This is a genomic window from Vitreimonas sp. (assembly GCF_035627415.1).
GTDB lineage: Bacteria > Pseudomonadota > Alphaproteobacteria > Caulobacterales > Aquidulcibacteraceae > Vitreimonas.
Window position 1 is genome coordinate 22112 of record NZ_DASPLU010000019.1, and the last position, 15821, is coordinate 37932.

19 protein-coding genes are annotated in these 15821 nt (G+C 65.1%); 8 read left to right on the forward strand and 11 right to left on the reverse strand.

All coding sequences use genetic code 11. The features are described from left to right. The first annotated feature begins 1 nt into the window (after position 1). Genes carB through VEA80_RS11775 form a run of 3 tightly spaced genes read left to right on the forward strand, consistent with a single transcriptional unit; the run spans position 2 to position 4834 of the window. Positions 2-3283 (forward strand): carbamoyl-phosphate synthase large subunit, encoded by a 3282-nt coding sequence (gene carB, locus VEA80_RS11765; RefSeq protein WP_325060938.1) that lies wholly within the window; start codon positions 2-4, stop codon positions 3281-3283. 58 nt (positions 3284-3341) lie between these two features. Next, positions 3342-3815, forward strand: a complete 474-nt coding sequence (gene greA, locus VEA80_RS11770; RefSeq protein WP_325060939.1) for a transcription elongation factor GreA — start codon at positions 3342-3344, stop codon at positions 3813-3815. 20 nt (positions 3816-3835) lie between these two features. Next, positions 3836-4834: a mitochondrial fission ELM1 family protein gene (locus tag VEA80_RS11775; protein ID WP_325060940.1), complete on the forward strand. Its 999-nt coding sequence runs from the start codon at positions 3836-3838 to the stop codon at positions 4832-4834. Here the strand turns inward: VEA80_RS11775 and VEA80_RS11780 are convergent. The 5 genes from VEA80_RS11780 to VEA80_RS11800 form a co-directional block, all read right to left on the reverse strand. Next, positions 4762-5481 carry an aquaporin gene (locus VEA80_RS11780; protein WP_325060941.1) on the reverse strand — a complete coding sequence of 240 codons (720 nt, stop codon included), beginning with the start codon at positions 5479-5481 and terminating at the stop codon, positions 4762-4764. The two genes, VEA80_RS11775 and VEA80_RS11780, sit on opposite strands and share 73 nt — an antisense overlap. Further along, a complete protein-coding gene (locus VEA80_RS11785; RefSeq protein ID WP_325060942.1) occupies positions 5478-6008 on the reverse strand; it encodes an arsenate reductase ArsC in 531 nt (176 codons plus the stop codon). Before VEA80_RS11785 ends, VEA80_RS11780 begins: the two co-directional genes overlap by 4 nt. Next, complete coding sequence (locus VEA80_RS11790; RefSeq protein ID WP_325060943.1) at positions 6005-6466, reverse strand: ArsI/CadI family heavy metal resistance metalloenzyme; 462 nt, start codon at positions 6464-6466, stop codon at positions 6005-6007. Before VEA80_RS11790 ends, VEA80_RS11785 begins: the two co-directional genes overlap by 4 nt. Beyond that, a complete protein-coding gene (locus tag VEA80_RS11795) occupies positions 6463-6795 on the reverse strand; it encodes a metalloregulator ArsR/SmtB family transcription factor (RefSeq protein ID WP_325060944.1) in 333 nt (110 codons plus the stop codon). Before VEA80_RS11795 ends, VEA80_RS11790 begins: the two co-directional genes overlap by 4 nt. A gap of 68 nt (positions 6796-6863) precedes the next feature. Next, on the reverse strand, positions 6864-7220 hold the full coding sequence (locus VEA80_RS11800) for a response regulator (RefSeq protein WP_325060945.1): 357 nt from the start codon (positions 7218-7220) through the stop codon (positions 6864-6866). A 161-nt stretch (positions 7221-7381) separates the two neighbouring features. Between VEA80_RS11800 and trxB the strand changes: the two genes are divergently transcribed. Next, entirely contained in the window at positions 7382-8365 is a 984-nt protein-coding gene (gene trxB, locus VEA80_RS11805; RefSeq protein ID WP_325060946.1) for a thioredoxin-disulfide reductase, read from the forward strand. A 52-nt stretch (positions 8366-8417) separates the two neighbouring features. Further along, a complete protein-coding gene (locus VEA80_RS11810; RefSeq protein ID WP_325060947.1) occupies positions 8418-8588 on the forward strand; it encodes a hypothetical protein in 171 nt (56 codons plus the stop codon). Here the strand turns inward: VEA80_RS11810 and VEA80_RS11815 are convergent. Next, the gene (locus VEA80_RS11815) at positions 8585-9613 is read right to left on the reverse strand and encodes a mechanosensitive ion channel family protein (protein ID WP_325060948.1); all 1029 of its coding nucleotides are present in this window, start codon (positions 9611-9613) and stop codon (positions 8585-8587) included. The two genes, VEA80_RS11810 and VEA80_RS11815, sit on opposite strands and share 4 nt — an antisense overlap. A gap of 109 nt (positions 9614-9722) precedes the next feature. Between VEA80_RS11815 and VEA80_RS11820 the strand changes: the two genes are divergently transcribed. The 3 genes from VEA80_RS11820 to VEA80_RS11830 are packed head-to-tail and all read left to right on the forward strand — an operon-like array spanning position 9723 to position 11278. Beyond that, positions 9723-10613, forward strand: coding sequence for a LysR family transcriptional regulator (locus VEA80_RS11820; RefSeq protein WP_325060949.1), 891 nt, complete (start codon positions 9723-9725; stop codon positions 10611-10613). A gap of 3 nt (positions 10614-10616) precedes the next feature. Then, positions 10617-11039: a putative toxin-antitoxin system toxin component, PIN family gene (locus VEA80_RS11825; protein WP_325060950.1), complete on the forward strand. Its 423-nt coding sequence runs from the start codon at positions 10617-10619 to the stop codon at positions 11037-11039. Then, positions 11036-11278: a hypothetical protein gene (locus VEA80_RS11830; protein ID WP_325060951.1), complete on the forward strand. Its 243-nt coding sequence runs from the start codon at positions 11036-11038 to the stop codon at positions 11276-11278. The genes VEA80_RS11825 and VEA80_RS11830 overlap by 4 nt, the downstream gene beginning before the upstream one ends. A gap of 39 nt (positions 11279-11317) precedes the next feature. On the opposite strand, the gene ypfJ is transcribed toward VEA80_RS11830, so the two are convergent. The 5 genes from ypfJ to VEA80_RS11855 all read right to left on the reverse strand — a co-directional run bounded on the left by ypfJ (position 11318) and on the right by VEA80_RS11855 (position 15760). Further along, complete coding sequence (ypfJ, locus tag VEA80_RS11835; protein ID WP_325060952.1) at positions 11318-12217, reverse strand: KPN_02809 family neutral zinc metallopeptidase; 900 nt, start codon at positions 12215-12217, stop codon at positions 11318-11320. A gap of 66 nt (positions 12218-12283) precedes the next feature. Further along, positions 12284-13357 carry a PA0069 family radical SAM protein gene (locus VEA80_RS11840; RefSeq protein WP_325060953.1) on the reverse strand — a complete coding sequence of 358 codons (1074 nt, stop codon included), beginning with the start codon at positions 13355-13357 and terminating at the stop codon, positions 12284-12286. A gap of 444 nt (positions 13358-13801) precedes the next feature. Further along, positions 13802-14551, reverse strand: coding sequence for an SDR family oxidoreductase (locus tag VEA80_RS11845; RefSeq protein ID WP_325060954.1), 750 nt, complete (start codon positions 14549-14551; stop codon positions 13802-13804). After that, a complete protein-coding gene (locus VEA80_RS11850) occupies positions 14548-14913 on the reverse strand; it encodes a dihydroneopterin aldolase (RefSeq protein ID WP_325060955.1) in 366 nt (121 codons plus the stop codon). Before VEA80_RS11850 ends, VEA80_RS11845 begins: the two co-directional genes overlap by 4 nt. A gap of 13 nt (positions 14914-14926) precedes the next feature. Continuing rightward, entirely contained in the window at positions 14927-15760 is an 834-nt protein-coding gene (locus VEA80_RS11855; protein WP_325060956.1) for a DMT family transporter, read from the reverse strand. Positions 15761-15821: the final 61 nt, after the last annotated feature.

The window sequence follows — 15821 nt, forward strand, 5'->3', positions numbered from 1 at the left end:
CATGCCGAAACGCACCGACATCAACTCGATCCTGATCATTGGGGCCGGGCCGATCATTATCGGCCAGGCGTGCGAGTTCGATTATTCCGGCGTGCAGGCGGTCAAGGCGCTGAAGGCTGAGGGCTATCGCGTCATTCTGGTGAACTCGAACCCGGCCACGATCATGACCGATCCGGGCCTGGCGGATGCTACCTATATCGAGCCGATCACGCCGGAGATGGTCGAGAAGATCATCGAGGCGGAAAAGCCCGATGCGATCCTGCCGACGATGGGCGGCCAAACAGCGCTGAATTGCGCGCTCACTCTGGAACGCACGGGCGTGCTGAAGAAGCACGACGTCGAGATGATCGGCGCCAACGCCGACGTGATCGAGAAGGCCGAGCACCGGCAGAAATTCCGCGACGCGATGGACAAGATCGGGCTCGAAAGCCCGCGCTCGCGGCTGTGCAACACGATGGAAGAGGCGCTCGCCGCGCTCGAGTACGTGCAACTCCCCTCAATCATTCGCCCGTCGCTGACGCTCGGCGGCCTTGGCGGCGGCGTCGCTTACAATCTCGAGGAGTTCAAAGAGATCATCGAGCGTGGCCTAGCCGCCTCGCCGATCACCGAAGTGCTAGTCGAAGAGTCGATCATCGGCTGGAAAGAGTACGAGATGGAAGTCGTCCGCGATCGCGCGGACAACTGCATTATCATCTGCTCGATCGAGAACATCGATCCGATGGGCGTGCACACGGGCGATTCCATCACCGTGGCGCCGGCGTTGACGCTGACCGACCGCGAATACCAGATCATGCGCAACGCGAGCATCGCCGTGCTGCGCGAGATCGGCGTCGAAACCGGCGGCTCAAACGTGCAGTTCGCGGTGAACCCACAGACCGGCCGCATGGTCGTGATCGAGATGAACCCGCGCGTGTCGCGGAGCTCGGCGCTGGCGTCGAAAGCGACGGGCTTTCCGATCGCCAAGGTCGCGGCCAAGTGCGCGATCGGCTACACGCTCGACGAGATCGCCAACGACATCACCGGCGGGGCGATGCCGGCGAGTTTCGAGCCGACGATCGATTATGTCGTCACCAAAATCCCGCGCTTCGCGTTCGAGCGCTTCGCCGGCAGCGACACGACGCTGACGACCAGCATGAAGAGCGTCGGCGAAGCGATGGCGATCGGCCGGACGTTCCAGGAATCGCTGCAGAAGGCGCTGCGCTCGCTCGATACGGGCCTAGTCGGCCTCGACGAAATCGCCATCGAAGGCGCAGCCGACGAGGACCAGGGCCGCGCGGCCGTGCGCGCACGGCTGGTCACGCCGAAGGCCGATCGCCTGCTCGTGGTCGCCGAAGCTTTGCGCCGCGGCCTCAGCGTCGAAGAAATCTGCGCCGCCTCGCACTTCGATCCGTGGTTCGTGCGCCAAATCGCTGAAATCGTCGCGACGGAAGCCGATGTCCGCGCCAACGGCTTGCCAAAAGACGCCGCGGCGTTTCGCGCGCTCAAGGCGCAAGGCTTCTCTGACGCGCGCCTCGCCAAGCTCACCGGCCAGCGCGAACGCGACGTCCGCGCGGCGCGCCGCAAACTCGGCGTCAGGCCCCAATACAAACGCATCGACAGCTGCGCCGCCGAATTCCGCGCGACGACGCCGTACATGTATTCGACTTACGAGTTTCCGGCCTACGCACAGAGCGAACCGGAGTGCGAATCCGATCCGTCAGACCGCAAGAAGATCATCATTCTGGGCGGCGGCCCGAACCGCATCGGCCAGGGCATCGAGTTTGACTATTGCTGCTGCCACGCGGCCTTCGCGTGCGCGGAGATCGGCGTCGAGTCGATCATGGTCAATTGCAACCCGGAAACGGTGTCGACCGATTACGACACGTCGGACCGGCTCTATTTCGAGCCGCTGACGACGGAAGACGTGCTCGAAATCGTCGAGACCGAAAAATCGCGCGGCGCGGTCGAAGGTCTGATCGTCCAATTCGGCGGCCAGACGCCGCTGAAGCTGGCGCAACCGCTGGCGGACGAAGGCGCGCCGATCCTCGGCACCAGCGTCGACGCCATCGATCTCGCCGAAGATCGCGACCGCTTCCAGGCGCTCTTGCGCAAAATCGGCCTGAAACAGCCGGACAACACCACCGCCGGCTCACTCGACGCCGCACGCAACGCGGCCGGCAAGATCGGCTATCCGGTGATGCTGCGCCCCAGCTACGTTCTGGGCGGCCTCGCCATGCGCATTGTCCACACCGAAGAAGAACTGAACGATTACGTCGCACAAATCTCGCGCGCGCTCGGCGGCCCCAGCGAATTGGTCGTCTCGGACAAGCGCCCGCTCCTGGTGGACCGCTATCTGCGCGACGCGATCGAAGTGGATGTCGACGCCATCTGCGACGGCGAGCAAGTCTTCGTCGCCGGCGTGATGGAGCATATCGAGGAGGCCGGCGTCCATTCGGGCGACAGCGCGTGCGCCCTGCCGCCCTACTCGCTCGACAAGCAGATCGTCGCCGAGATCGAAGAGCAAACCAAGAAGCTCGCTTTGGCGCTCGACGTGCGCGGCCTGATCAACATCCAGTTCGCCGTGAAAGAGGGCGAGATTTTCATCCTTGAAGCCAATCCGCGCGCCTCGCGCACGGCGCCGTTCGTGGCGAAAGCCATCAACCGCCCAATCGCGGCGGCGGCGGCCAAGGTGATGGCGGGCATGAAGCTCAGCGAGCTGAAGCTCGACCGGCCGTCGAAGGACCACGTCGCGGTGAAGGAAGCCGTGTTCCCGTTCGCGCGCTTTCCGGGCGTCGATCCGGTGCTCGGCCCGGAAATGCGCTCGACCGGCGAAGTGATGGGCCTTGATCAGGATTTCGCCGCGGCGTTCGCCAAGAGTCAGGTAGCCTCTGGCATCAATCTGCCCACCGCAGGCAGCGTCTTCATCTCGGTGAAGGACCTCGACAAGCCGGCGCTGGTTCCGGTCGCCCGCGATCTGATCGCCGAAGGCTTCAAGATCATGGCGACCGGCGGCACCGCCGATTACCTGGCCCAGCAGGGCATTACGGTGCAGCGGGTGAACAAGGTCGCCGAAGGCCGGCCCCACATCGTCGACGCCATGAAAAACGGCGAGGTCCAGCTCGTCTTCAACACCACCGAGGGGGCGCAATCCTATCGCGACAGCTATTCGATCCGGCGGACGGCGCTGACCCAGAACATCCCCTATTACACCACCGTCTCGGGCGCTCGCGCCTCGATCCAGGCCATTCGTCGCCTGAAGTCGGGCGCGCCCCTAGGCGTGAGGGCCCTTCAAGCCTATGCTTGACGTCGGGCCGGGGCGGATACACCTTTTCCTTTCCTAGACGGACTTTACACACACTCTCATGGAAAAAATTCCAATGACCGCCGAGGGTTATCAGGCCCTCGACGCAGAACTGAAGCGTCTCAAGACGGAAGAGCGCCCGTCCGTGATTCAGGCGATCGCGGAAGCGCGCGCTCACGGCGACCTCTCCGAAAATGCGGAGTATCACGCCGCCAAGGAGCGCCAGGCGTTCATCGAGACCCGCCTCGCAGAGATCGAGGACAAGATCGCGCGCGCACAGGTCATCGACGTCTCCAAACTCAGCGGCAAGCAGATCAAGTTCGGCGCAACCGTGAACCTGATCGACGAGGATTCCGGCGAAAAATCAAAGTACAAGATCGTCGGCGAGGACGAGTCCGACGTGAAGGCCGGCAAGATCTCGATCACCTCCCCGATCGCGCGTGCGCTGATCGGCAAGGAGGAAGGCGACGTGGTCGAGGTCATGGCCCCGGGCGGCCCGAAGTCGTACGAGATCGTCAAGGTGAAGTACCTCTGACGCCGCGGGGGCGGGGCTGAATGCGCAGCGTCGGCTATCAGCCCGCCGATCCGATCCAGATCTGGACCGTCACCGACGGCCGCGCCGGCATCGAGAACCAGGCTTTGGGGCTCGCGGAAGCAATCGGCCGGCGCATGTCGATCAAGCTCACGGCCAAGCGCGTCGGCCTCAGAACGCCGTGGAGGTGGCTGCCGCCAGGCTTCGTGCCGGCGCCGCGGCAAGCCATGACTTTGGGCTCCGACGAAATCGAGCCGCCCTGGCCGGACATGCTGATCGGCTGTGGCCGCGCCTCGATCCCATTCGCAATGGGCGTGAGGCACTGGTCCGGCGGCAAGACCTTCGTCGTGCAGCTGCAGGACCCGCGCGTGAATCCACGCGAGTTCGACGTCGTCATTCCGCCGATCCATGACGGGCTCGAGGGCGCCAACGTGCTGCCGATCGTAGGCGCCTGCCATCGCGTGACGCCGGAGCGGCTCGATCAGGAGCTGATCGAGTTTTCGCCGCCACTGGAAGACTTGCCCGGTCCGCGCTTCGCCGTGCTGATCGGCGGCAAATCGAAACGCCAGGACATTTCCGCCAAACGCGCGCGCGCGATCGCCGATGCGCTTGTCTCGGTTCAGCGCCAAACCGGCGGCTCACTGATGGTGACGCTCTCGCGCCGCACCGGCCAAGCCGCGCGGATGCAGTTCCGCACGTGGCTCGCGCCGCACAGCGCCGTGTTCTACGAAGGCGAGGGGCCGAATCCCTACTTCCCGATGCTCGGCGCGGCGGACCATGTCTTCGTCACCGCAGACAGCGTCAACATGGCGACCGAAGCGGCGGCAACCGGCAAACCGATTCACGTCCTCGCCGTCGATGGTTCAGGCGGCAAGCTCGACGCCTTTCACAAGAGCCTCGCCAAACGCGGCTGCGCCCGCCCCTTCACCGGCCAGCTCGAAAGCTGGACCTATCCGTCGCTGCTCGAAACCGACCGCGCGGCGGCGGCGGTGCTGACAGCCTGGTCCGCGCGCGTGCGATAAAGCCAGCCGCACGCCGCCGCTCCCGCGAACGCGCCGACGAGTTGTGCAGCGATGAAGGCCGGCGCGTCTTGCGGACGAATGCCGGCGAACGTGTCGCTCAGTGCGCGCGCGATGGTGATGGCGGGATTGGCGAACGAGGTGGAGGACGTCCACCAATAGCCTGCCGCAATGGTCAGCGCCACCGCAGCCGGAACGGCGCTCGGACGCGCGCGCCCCATCAGTAGAATGGCGCCGATCAACGCGAAAGTCGCCACAACCTCGGACAGCGCCTGCGCTAGTCCTGCGCGCGGGGCGGCGCCTTCCTGCAGGAGCGGCAAGCCAAACATGGCGTGAGCCAGGATTGCGCCAGCAACACAGCCGCCAATCTGAACGACGACATAGCATGCTCCTGTGATGGGGCGTATTTCGCCGCGAAGCGCCATCACCAAAGTGACGGCAGGATTGAAGTGCGCGCCGGACACGGGCGCGAGCGCAGTGATCAGCACGTAGAGGATCGCCGCCGTCGCCAGCGTGTTGGCGAGCAAAGCGATCGCCGCGTTGCCGTCGGCAAGGTTCGCCCCCATCACGCCGGATCCAATCACGACGGCCGCGAGCATGGCGGAGCCGGCGAACTCGGCCGCAATGCGCCGTTGAAAATTGCCGCTCATTTGCCGGGCGCCGGTTCGCCTTTGCTGCGGCCGATCTGGTCGAGCCGGTTCTGCAGCGATAGCCGGTCCAAGCCTTCGAACGGCAAGTTCACGAAGATCGCGAGCCGATTGTTGAGCAGCTTGTAGGTCTCGATGAAGGCCTTGACGACTTCAACGTCCGCGCCCCGCACCGCTGCGGGATCGGCCATGCCCCAGTGCGCCGTCATCGGTTGACCAGGCCAGACCGGACATACCTCGCCCGCCGCCGAATCACAGACGGTGAAGACGAAGTCGAGCGCGGGCGCGTCGGGGCCTGAGAACTCGTCCCAATTCTTGGAGCGGAAGCCGCCGATCTTGTAGTTGAAGTTTTCCAGCATCCGCAGGGTCTGCGGATGCACTTCGCCTTTCGGATGCGAGCCGGCCGAGAAAGCGTTGAATTTGCCCGCGCCAAGGCGCGAGAGAATGGCCTCGGCAATGATCGACCGCGCCGAATTGCCAGTGCACAGGAAGAGCACGTTGTAGGCCCGATGCGGAGCGGCGGCGGTCACGCCACGCTCTCCAGCGCGCGGGCCGAGCAGCACACCGGCGGCTTCGTCGCTGCGTGCGATTCAGGCGCAGCGCTCTCCACGCCCCCGCCATAGTTCGTGCTCTCGCCCGTAGTCAGGAACGTTTCCCACGCCACGCCTTGCGGATCGTTGGTCCACGACTTTTCGGATTTGGCGTAACAGCAGGTCGTTTTGCCCTCCTCGAACGTCGGCGCGTCGGCGCGCTTCAGCCGGGCGTAGACCTCGCGCAACTCTGCTTCGCTCTCGACCTGGATGCCGAGATGGCGCACGCCGCCGCCGTCCTGGCGCGTCGAGATCGCGAAATTCACGCGCGGATCTTCGAGCATCCACTTCGCGTAATCCGGCTTCCGCACAGTCGGCTCGCTCGCGAACAGGGTCGAGTAGAACTGCACCGATTGTTCGAGATCGGCGACACCAACATGGACGTGCAAACGCTTCATGACGTTTTCCTCTTCTTCGGCTCTGCAGCCGCCGGCGCACAGGACGCGCCGCCGCAACAATTCTCGGTCAGGAAGCCGACGAGGCCGTTCATTGCGGCGAAGTCGGCGGAATAGATGAGCGACCGGCTTTCGCGGCGCTGATTGATCAGGCCGGCGCGGGTCAGATGCGCGAGATGAAACGAGAGCGACGACGCCGGCAGGTCGAGCGCCGCGGCGATGTCGCCGGCGGCCTTCCCGTCCGGACCAGCTTGCACAAGCAGCCTGAACACGGCGAGCCGATGCTCATTGGCTAAGGCGCTCAGCGCCGCGATGACGTTTTCGTTCTGCATTTCGATAATTCCAGTATCATCGAAATAGTGCGGGCGCAAGAGCAGGTCGGGGGAGCGGACCAGCGAGTTCAGCTAACCAGCTGTTTCAGCACCCTGAGGAGGTCCGCATCGGCGATCGGCTTGGTCAGGATCGGCGCTCTGGTGAGTTCCGGCGGCAGGTTCTTGATCGTGTCGTAGCCTGTGCAAAACGCGACCGGGACGCCCTCCGCGGCAAGGCCAACGGCCAATTCCGTGCTGGAGACTCCCGAAAGGTTCGCGTCCAGAAGCGCCGCATCCGGCCGCTTGGCGGTAATTGCTTGGCGCGCCTCGTCCACCGTCGCCGCGGGGCCGACAACGTCGTATCCCATGTCCTTGAGCCGTTCTTCCAGCTCCATGGCTATGAGGGCGTCGTCCTCGACGATGAGGATCTTGTAGCGGTCAGACAAAAAATGCCCCTGCAGTCCTGTGTGTAAACATAGCCGCCGACGGGGACAGGGCAACGTCCGCCGGCGCGGGAGAGCCCTGTAACCGCGGATGCCCTCGGCGCTTCCGGCGGTGCGGCGCCGCCGCCATATTGGGCTGACGCGAATCCCTGTTAGGCCAAGACATGACTGAATCCGCTGCCCGCCACGCACCCGTGATCATCATCGGCTCCGGCCCCGCTGGCTATACCGCCGCCATCTACGCCGCGCGCGCGCTACGCAAGCCGCTGCTGATCTCCGGCCTGCAGCCGGGCGGGCAGCTCACCATCACCACCGACGTCGAGAACTATCCGGGCTTCGCCGACGTGATCCAAGGCCCGTGGCTGATGGAGCAGATGCGCGCGCAGGCCAAACACGTCGGGACGGAGATCGTCGAAGATACGATCGTCAGCGCAGAACTTGGCAAGCGCCCGTTCCGGCTGACCGGCGACAGCGGCCAAGTCTATCTTGCCGACGCGCTGATCATCGCCACCGGCGCACAAGCGAAGTGGCTCGGCCTGCCGAGCGAGCAGAAGTTCCAGGGCTTCGGCGTCAGCGCGTGCGCCACCTGCGACGGCTTCTTCTTCCGCGGCAAGGAAGTCGCCGTCGTCGGCGGCGGCAACAGCGCCGTCGAGGAAGCGCTCTACCTTTCACACCTCGCCAACAAAGTGACTTTGATCCACCGCCGCGATTCGCTGCGCGCCGAGAAGGTGCTGCAGGAGCGGCTGCTCAATCACCCGCGCATCGAGGTGGTTTGGGATTCCGCGATCGAAGAGATCGAAGGCACGGAAAGCCCGCCAGGCGTCACCGGCGTCGTCATCAAGAACCTGAAGACCGGCGAACGCGAAGAGCGCAAGCTCGACGGCGTCTTCGTCGCCATCGGCCACGCGCCAGCGACGGAGCTGTTCAAAGGCCAAGTGGCGATGAAGGAGAACGGCTACATCATCGTGAAACCGGGCACGACGGAGACGAACGTTCCCGGCGTCTACGCCGCCGGCGATGTCGCCGACGACACCTACCGTCAAGCAGTGACGGCCGCCGGCCTCGGCTGCATGGCCGCGCTCGAAGCCGAGCGCTTCCTCGCCGCCGCGGAGTTGGACCACGGCAAAGCGAAGACAGCAGCGGCGTAAGGAACGCCGCCCGGCCCGGCCCGTTTCCGAGTCGATCGCTCGGAGGCGTCAGATGGGACAAAATCGCGAAACCGCGCCGAACAAAGGCGCCAACACGCGCGGTGGCAACCGCGCCGGCGGCACGAAGCAGCTCGAAGCGCAAGCCGCGAAAGCCGGCAGCCGCCAATCCGCCGGCAAGGATCCAGACCGCGGCAAAAAGGCCAAGCGGCCGACCGTGAATTAGGACTTGCGCCCGGCGCGCTGAGGCTCCTCCTCCAGCTCCTCAGGCTCGGGCTCCGGCGGCGGACGCATGAGATCGTCGGCAGCGTCGTTGGTGGTGGTCTCGGCCGGCGCTTCTTCGGGCGCTTCGCCGTGTTCGAGCCGCAGCGTCCGCAGCGCATCCTCGCCTTCGTGGCCGAACAAGCCGCGCACGCGGATTTCACGTTGCGGGTACGGGATTTCAATACAGGCTTTGCGTAGCGCGTCGTCGATCGCCCAGGTGTAGGCGGCGTTCATCGCCTTCGGGCGCTTGACCGCCTCGAGGGATGGCCACACGACAAGCTCGAAATTCAACGCCGACTCACCGAAACCCGTCATCCAGACTTGGGTGCGCCGCATGTCGGTGTCCGGCATGGTGAACGGCACGTCGCGTGCGGCCGCCAGCACCGCGTCGCGCACCTTTTCCTTGTCGGCGCCATAGGCGACGACAAACGGCACGTGGATGCGCCGGGTGTCGCCGCGCAGCGTCCAGTTGATCATCGTGTTCTCAATCAGCTTGGAGTTCGGCACCAGCAGATAGACATTGTCGTTGTTGCGGATGCGCGTGGCGCGCGGACCGATCTCCTGCACCACACCGCGCGTGCCCTCCGGCAGTTCGACGTAATCGCCGATGTGCACCGCGCGATCCGAGATCAGCACCAGCCCGGAGACGAACTCCTTGACGATGCCTTGCAGACCGAGCCCCAGGCCGATGCCGATCGCGCCGGCGAACACCGTCAGCGTCGAAAGATCGAGACCAAGCGTCGAGAGGCCGGCGATGACGCCGACAATGACGAGCCCATAGCTCAGCAGCTTTTCGGTCAGGTAGAGCGCCGCGTTGCCTTCTCGCGTGCGCTGGCGCAGCCGCTTCAAGGCGTGGCCAACCGCCCAAGCCGCGATCATGAAGGCCAGCGTCAGCATCAACGCCCCGAGCACGCTTCCAAGCGTCACTCGCGCATCGCCGATCTGAATCAGCTGGAAGTCGCTCAGTTCCGGAAATTGCTCAAACATGGTCTCTGACCCGTGGCTCCTCTATCGACCCGCGGCGCGAGCTATGCAATATTGCAACGCGTAAGGTAGCCATGTGGGCGCCTCAAGAATCGGGATCTGCCGCGCCTTGATGGACTGGGACAAACTCAAGACGTTTCACTTCGCCGCCGAGACCGGCAGCCTGACCGCCGCCGCCGAGAAGCTGGGCGTCAGCCAGTCCTCGGTCAGCCGCCAAATCGCTGCGCTCGAAAACGACATGGGCGTTCCCCTGTTCCAGCGGCACGCGCGCGGCCTCTTGCTCACCGGTCCGGGCATGGCGCTTCGCGAGTTCACGCGCGAAATGGCGGGCGCGGCGGTGATCGCGGAATCGACGCTGAAGGACGCGCGCGAGAAGGTGATCGGCGATTTGAAAGTCACCGCGCCGGTGGCGTTCGGCTCGACCTGGCTTGCGCCGCGGCTTGGCGCCTTCGCTGACAAATATCCAGAGACGCGCCTGCAGATTCTGCTCGATGATCGCGAGTACGATCTGTTGAAGCTCGAAGCGGAGTGCGCGATCCGCTTATGGGCGGCGACCCACGCCGATCTCATTCAACGCAAGCTGCTCGACGTGCGCGTGAGCCTTTATGCGTCGGCTCAGTATCTGCAGCGGCACGGCACGCCGAAGAAAGTCGAGGATCTCGACCATCACCGCATCATCGCCTACCAGGCCAACATCCCGACGCCGATGCGCGAACTCGATTGGGCGCAGCGCGCCGGCCGTGAGGACGCCAAGCCGCGCCCGCCCCTGCTCGAGATCAACAACGTGTACGGTATGCTGCGCGCCGTCGAATCCGGCTTCGGCATCGGCAGTGCGCCCGATTACATGGCGCGCGAAAATCCGCAGCTGGTGAAAGTGCTGCCCGAGCTCGAGGGTCCGAGCTTCGAGGTCTACTTCATCTATCCCAGCGACCTGAAGCGCTCCAAGCGCATCGCCGCGTTCCGGCAATTCCTGATCGAACAATCGGAAGATTGGGAAGCTTGAACAGTGCGGCTTGTTCTCGACACGAACGTTGTCGTGAAAGCGTTTCGATCTCCGGCGGGCGCTTCCGCGACCCTCGTCAAGGCAGTCAGGGCGAAGCGCGCAACAATGCTGGCGACGCCGCCTCTCTTTTTCGAGTATGAACAAGTTCTTCTGAGACCTGCGCATCTAATGGCCGCCGGTGCGAGTGTTGAAGACGCGCATAGATTTCTCGACCTGCTGGCGAGCCTACTCTCACCGGTCGATGTGCACTTTCTCTGGCGGCCTCTGCTTCGCGATGCAGAAGACGAAATGGTGTTGGAAGCCGCAATCAACGGCGGCGCCGACGCGCTCGTGAGCTTTGAACGCGCTACCTTCGTGGAGGCTGCGAACAGCTTTGGTCTTGCACTGATGACGCCGGCTCAAGTTTTGGGTAAACTGCCGCCATGAGCGAAACATTGACCATTTCCCTGCCGCCTGGCGTGCGCAGCGCCGTCGAGCGCTTGGCGAGGGAGAACGGGGTCACGCCCGAGCAATTTCTGGCGACGGCGGCGGCGGAGAAGGTCGGCATTTTGACCGATCCGAAGGCGTATTTCGCAGAGCGCGCCGGCCGCGCCGACATGACTTGGTTCGATCAGTTCATGGCGCGCGCCGGCGGTGAGCCACCGAGCGAAGACGATAAACTCTGAGGAAGGAAGGATGACGCGGGTCTGAGGGCCCGCGCTCCGTCACAGCGCCCGATAGTCCTGCACCGCGAACGTATCGCACTGCCTTGCGTCGCCGCTGTCGAAGCCGCGGCGGAACCAGGTCATGCGTTGGGCGCTGGTGCCGTGCGTGTATTGGTTTTCGCCCGCGCCGAGCGTGTCATCGCCGATCGCGTGCGCGGCGTTGAGCGCTTCGCGCAAATCCGCGTCGTCGATGGCCAGCGCTGCTTGCGCGGTATGTCCCCAAACGCCGGCGAGACAGTCGGCCTGCAGTTCGAGCCGCACGGATGTTTGGTTGCGGTTCTCGCCTTGCACCTCAATCCGGTTGGCGCCGATCAGGTTCTGCACATGATGGCCGACTTCGTGCGCGATAACGTAAGCTTGCGCGAAATCGCCCGGCGCGCGCAGACGCTGCTCCATCACCTGATAGAACGACGGATCGATGTAGAGCATGCGGTCGGCCGGGCAGTAGAACGGTCCGACCGCGGAGGTCGCGCTGCCGCAGCCCTGGGTCGACACCGCGTCGGTGAAAACGACGAGCGTGGGATCTTGATACGTCGCGGGGCGGCTGCCGTACCGCGGCAGGCGGCCTTCGGCGAACTGCCGGCGCCACACGTCTTCGGTCGAGCCGAGCACGGCGCGGGAGAAGTCGCACGCCTCGGCGGCCGTGGCGCACACGCTGCCGGAGCTCTGCATTTCGCCGCCCCCGCCGCCGAGGCCCAGCATGCCCAAGAGCGGCGCACGCATGCCCGGCATCAGGAAATAGACCGCGCCCAGCACAATCACCGCGAGGATCATGCCGCGGAAGCCAAGCCGGCTGATCAAGTGCGCGAGCATGCCGGCGCCGCCGACACGGCCGCCTCCGCCCGCGCCCCGCCCGCGGTCCTGGAAATTCTCCGAACGCCGCTGACCGCCGATGCGCATGAGGTCCTCCTCCGATGTTCCGAAGCTACTAACGCGCGAAACGGCCGGTAGGCTATGGCCTACCAACTAATCGTTGGCGGCGAATAGGTCCGGCTGGCCGCCGGCTTCGATCGGGCGTCGGAATTGGGTGTGGTCGAGCGCAAGTGTCGGCTTGTCGAGCCCGAACCGCCGCAGCGCCGCCGCGAAGCGATCGGCGATCAGCTTGGCGTATGGCCCCTCGCCCTTTTGCCGCTTGCCCCATTCGGGATCATAATCGCGCCCCCCGCGCATCTGGCGCACCAAGGTCATGACCCGCGTGGCGCGGTCTGGGAAGTGCTGCGCAAGCCATTCGCGGAACAGGTCTTTGATTTCGAGCGGCAGGCGCAGCACGACATAGCCCGCCGAGCGCGCGCCGGCCTTGGCGCACTCCTCCAGGATGCTCTCGATCTCGCGGTCATTGATGGCCGGCACGATCGGCGCGACCATCACCGTCACGGGCACCCCGGCGTCGGCCAGCATCCGGATCGCCTCGATTCGCCGATGCGGCGCCGCCGCGCGCGGCTCCATCACCCGCGCGATGCGGCGATCGAGAGTCGTCACCGAAACCGCCGCTTTAGCCAAGCCGCGCTCAGCTAGGCGCGCGAGAATGTCGATGTCGCGGATGACGAGCTGCGATTTGGTGATGAGCGCCACCGGATGGCGCCACTTCTCCATCACTTTGAGGATCGAGCGGGTGACGCCATAGCCGCGCTCGATCGGCTGATAGATGTCGGTCACGCCGCCCATCATGATCGTGCGCGGGCGATAGTTCGGCTTGGCGAGTTCCTGCTCCAGCAGCTCCGCCGCATTCGCCTTCACAAACAGCTTGGTCTCGAAGTCGAGCCCCGGCGAAAGGCCGACATAGGCGTGGTTGGGCCGCGCGTAGCAATAGATGCAGCCGTGCTCGCAGCCGCGGTACGGGTTGATCGACTGATCGAACGAGATGTCGGGGCTCTGATTGGTGGAGATGATCGTCTTCGCCAGCTCCGGCGTGACGATCGTCTCCAGCGGCTGCGACTCCTCAGTCGTCCAGCCGTCATCGAAGGCTTCGCGGGCAAAGCGCTCGTAGCGGCCGCTCGCATTGGTGCGAGCGCCCCGTCCATGCAGCGGGTCGCGTGACATGGATAGGACTATAATCCGAGAGGTAGAACATTTCAAGAACCTTATCCGCGTGAAAAAGGGCGCCGGTTGTTGACCGACGCCCTTCAGATTCCTGGGCTGATCATGTGCTCGCCTAACGTCTTGCGCCTTTCCGGGCTTGGGAAAACGTCTGGCGGAGCTTAGACGGCGAGGATCAGCGCAGCTTGGTTCAGCGTGGCGAACGCGGCGGGGGCGAACACGGCCAGCGCAGCGACGAGGCAATAAAACTTGGTCATTTCCAGCTCCATCTCGGCTCGGATCACCGTGATCCGATGAGGTGAAGCTAATAGGCCGTTCGGCTTATCGCTGTGACGCAGGGCACGGGGCGCTCGGCAGTCGGCAGGCGCAGCTACCAGAGCTTCGGTTGCAGGTTCATCGCCAGGCAGAGAACGGCTTTCGCGATTGCCGACCGCCGACTGCCGAAACTCACATGAACTCCATATCTCGCTCGTACGTCACGAAGCGCCTTCCCGCATCGACATAGATCGTCTGCCCCGTGATCGCCTCGCTCTCGATCAGGAAGCGCGCCGTGCGGGCGATGTCGTCCGGCGTCGGTCCACGTTTCAGCGGCACATCATCATGGAGGCGCTGGAAGTCCGCTTCGCTCTGCCCCGGCGCCGGCAACACGTAGCCCGGCGCAACCGCGTTCACGCGCACGCGCGGCGCCAACGCGCGCGCCATCAGCTCGGTCGCGCCGGCGAGCGCGTATTTCGAGAGCGTGTAGCTGAAGTGATCCGGATACGGATTGGCCAGTTTAAAATCTAGGAAGTTCACGACCGAGCCGCGCGCGTGCTCCGGCATCGCCTGCGCGAAGTCGCGGGCGAGCAAGGACGGCGTATAGGCGTTGATGGCGATCTGCCGCTGCAGCAGCTTTTCGTCGATCGTCGCGACGGTGTCGTGCTCGAACAGTGCGGCGCAATTCACCAGCGCGCCGAGCGGCGCGCCGGCCGCTTCGATCGCGCGCGCGATCAGCGAACCGCGTTCGTCCGCATTGCCGAGATCCGCCCGCACCGTGACAGCCGCGCCGCCGAGCTCACGCGCTTGCGCCGCGACCGCCTCCGCTTCGCCAGCAGAGTTGCGATAGTGGACGATGACGCCCCACCCCGCACGCGCGAGCTCGAGCGCGACGGCCTTGCCCAGCCGCTGCCCCGCGCCGGTGACGAGCGCCCAGCTCATGGCCGCTCGCGTCGAATGCTGACCGCCACCATGCCGTCGCCGGAGAGCACGGACGGCTTCTTCACCGTGACCTCCACCCAGCGGGCGCGCTGGTCGAGCGAGAGGCAATGGCCTGCGACGCGATCCGCCAGCGTCTCGATGAGATGCGCCGGCGCGCCGAGATCGTCGCGGATGAAATGGAGGATGCGGTCGTAATCGAGCGTCGCGCCGATGCGGTCGTGAGCGACGAAATCGGGCGGCTCGGCCAGCCCCATCGCCACTGAAATGCGCACCTCCTGCGGGTTGGCCCGCTCGGGATCGGGAACGCCGACGCGCACCAGCGCCTTTGCGTCCTCGATGCGAATGATCTGCAGATCGGCCATGGATGAAACCTAGTCACGCGAACGCGATAAGGCCAGCACCCCCGGCGACGACGATCGCGCCGAGCCAGCGCCGCAGCCCAAGCCGCTCGCCCAGAAAAAAGAACGCGATCAGCGCGCCCCATACAACGGACGTCTCGCGCAGCGCCGTCACTTGCGCGATCGGCGCGAACGTCTGCGCCCACAACACTAGGCCGTAGCCGGCGAAGCTGATCGCCCCGATGGCGATGCCCCGCCACGGCGCGATCGACGCGCTTTTCATCAACTCTCGGCTGCCGCGCCTCCAGATCGTATAGGCGACCATCGGCACGGACATCAGCGCGGTGGTCCAGCCGAGATAGAGCACGGCGTTTCCGGTCACGCGCGCGCCGAGCGCGTCCACCAGCGAATAGGATGAGATGCACGCGCCCGTCGCAAGCGCCCATAGCGTCGCCTGCAACGGCGCGCGGGGGCTGGCGCCCACCGCGAGCACGCCTAGGGAAACCAGTGCGATGCCCAACAGCTTCAGCGGCGAGGGAATCTCCTGCACCGTCAGCGCCGCGCCGAGCGCGACGAGCAACGGCGCTGAGCCGCGCGAGAGCGTGTAGATGTGGCTCAAGTCGCCGGCGTCATAGCCTTTGAACAGCGTGAACCAGTAGAGCACGTGAATCGCCACCGATGCCGCAAGGTAAGGCCACGCGCCCGCAGGCGGGACGCCGAGCACGGCGATGATCGCTCCACCCGTCAGCAACCCGCCCACTGCGACGAGAAAGGCGTCGCTCACACGATCGCGGCCGCCTTTCAGTGCGGCGTTCCAGCTGGCGTGGATGAGCGCCGAACTCAGTGCGGCGGCGACGGCGAGGAGCGGCATTGGCGCGGGACTTATGGACCGCACCGCCGCTTGCAGTCCATACTTGCTCCGCTGCGGAGGG

Excerpts from the sequence above, each read along its gene's own strand:
- carB (WP_325060938.1), top strand. The coding sequence starts at position 2 with ATGCCGAAACGCACCGACATCAACTCGATCCTGATCATTGGGGCCGGG.
- greA (WP_325060939.1), top strand. The coding sequence starts at position 3,342 with ATGGAAAAAATTCCAATGACCGCCGAGGGTTATCAGGCCCTCGACGCA.
- VEA80_RS11775 (WP_325060940.1), top strand. The coding sequence starts at position 3,836 with ATGCGCAGCGTCGGCTATCAGCCCGCCGATCCGATCCAGATCTGGACC.
- VEA80_RS11780 (WP_325060941.1), bottom strand. The coding sequence starts at position 5,481 with ATGAGCGGCAATTTTCAACGGCGCATTGCGGCCGAGTTCGCCGGCTCC.
- VEA80_RS11790 (WP_325060943.1), bottom strand. The coding sequence starts at position 6,466 with ATGAAGCGTTTGCACGTCCATGTTGGTGTCGCCGATCTCGAACAATCG.
- VEA80_RS11795 (WP_325060944.1), bottom strand. The coding sequence starts at position 6,795 with ATGCAGAACGAAAACGTCATCGCGGCGCTGAGCGCCTTAGCCAATGAG.
- trxB (WP_325060946.1), top strand. The coding sequence starts at position 7,382 with ATGACTGAATCCGCTGCCCGCCACGCACCCGTGATCATCATCGGCTCC.
- VEA80_RS11810 (WP_325060947.1), top strand. The coding sequence starts at position 8,418 with ATGGGACAAAATCGCGAAACCGCGCCGAACAAAGGCGCCAACACGCGC.
- VEA80_RS11815 (WP_325060948.1), bottom strand. The coding sequence starts at position 9,613 with ATGTTTGAGCAATTTCCGGAACTGAGCGACTTCCAGCTGATTCAGATC.
- VEA80_RS11820 (WP_325060949.1), top strand. The coding sequence starts at position 9,723 with ATGGACTGGGACAAACTCAAGACGTTTCACTTCGCCGCCGAGACCGGC.
- VEA80_RS11830 (WP_325060951.1), top strand. The coding sequence starts at position 11,036 with ATGAGCGAAACATTGACCATTTCCCTGCCGCCTGGCGTGCGCAGCGCC.
- ypfJ (WP_325060952.1), bottom strand. The coding sequence starts at position 12,217 with ATGCGCATCGGCGGTCAGCGGCGTTCGGAGAATTTCCAGGACCGCGGG.
- VEA80_RS11840 (WP_325060953.1), bottom strand. The coding sequence starts at position 13,357 with ATGTCACGCGACCCGCTGCATGGACGGGGCGCTCGCACCAATGCGAGC.
- VEA80_RS11845 (WP_325060954.1), bottom strand. The coding sequence starts at position 14,551 with ATGAGCTGGGCGCTCGTCACCGGCGCGGGGCAGCGGCTGGGCAAGGCC.
- VEA80_RS11850 (WP_325060955.1), bottom strand. The coding sequence starts at position 14,913 with ATGGCCGATCTGCAGATCATTCGCATCGAGGACGCAAAGGCGCTGGTG.
- VEA80_RS11855 (WP_325060956.1), bottom strand. The coding sequence starts at position 15,760 with ATGCCGCTCCTCGCCGTCGCCGCCGCACTGAGTTCGGCGCTCATCCAC.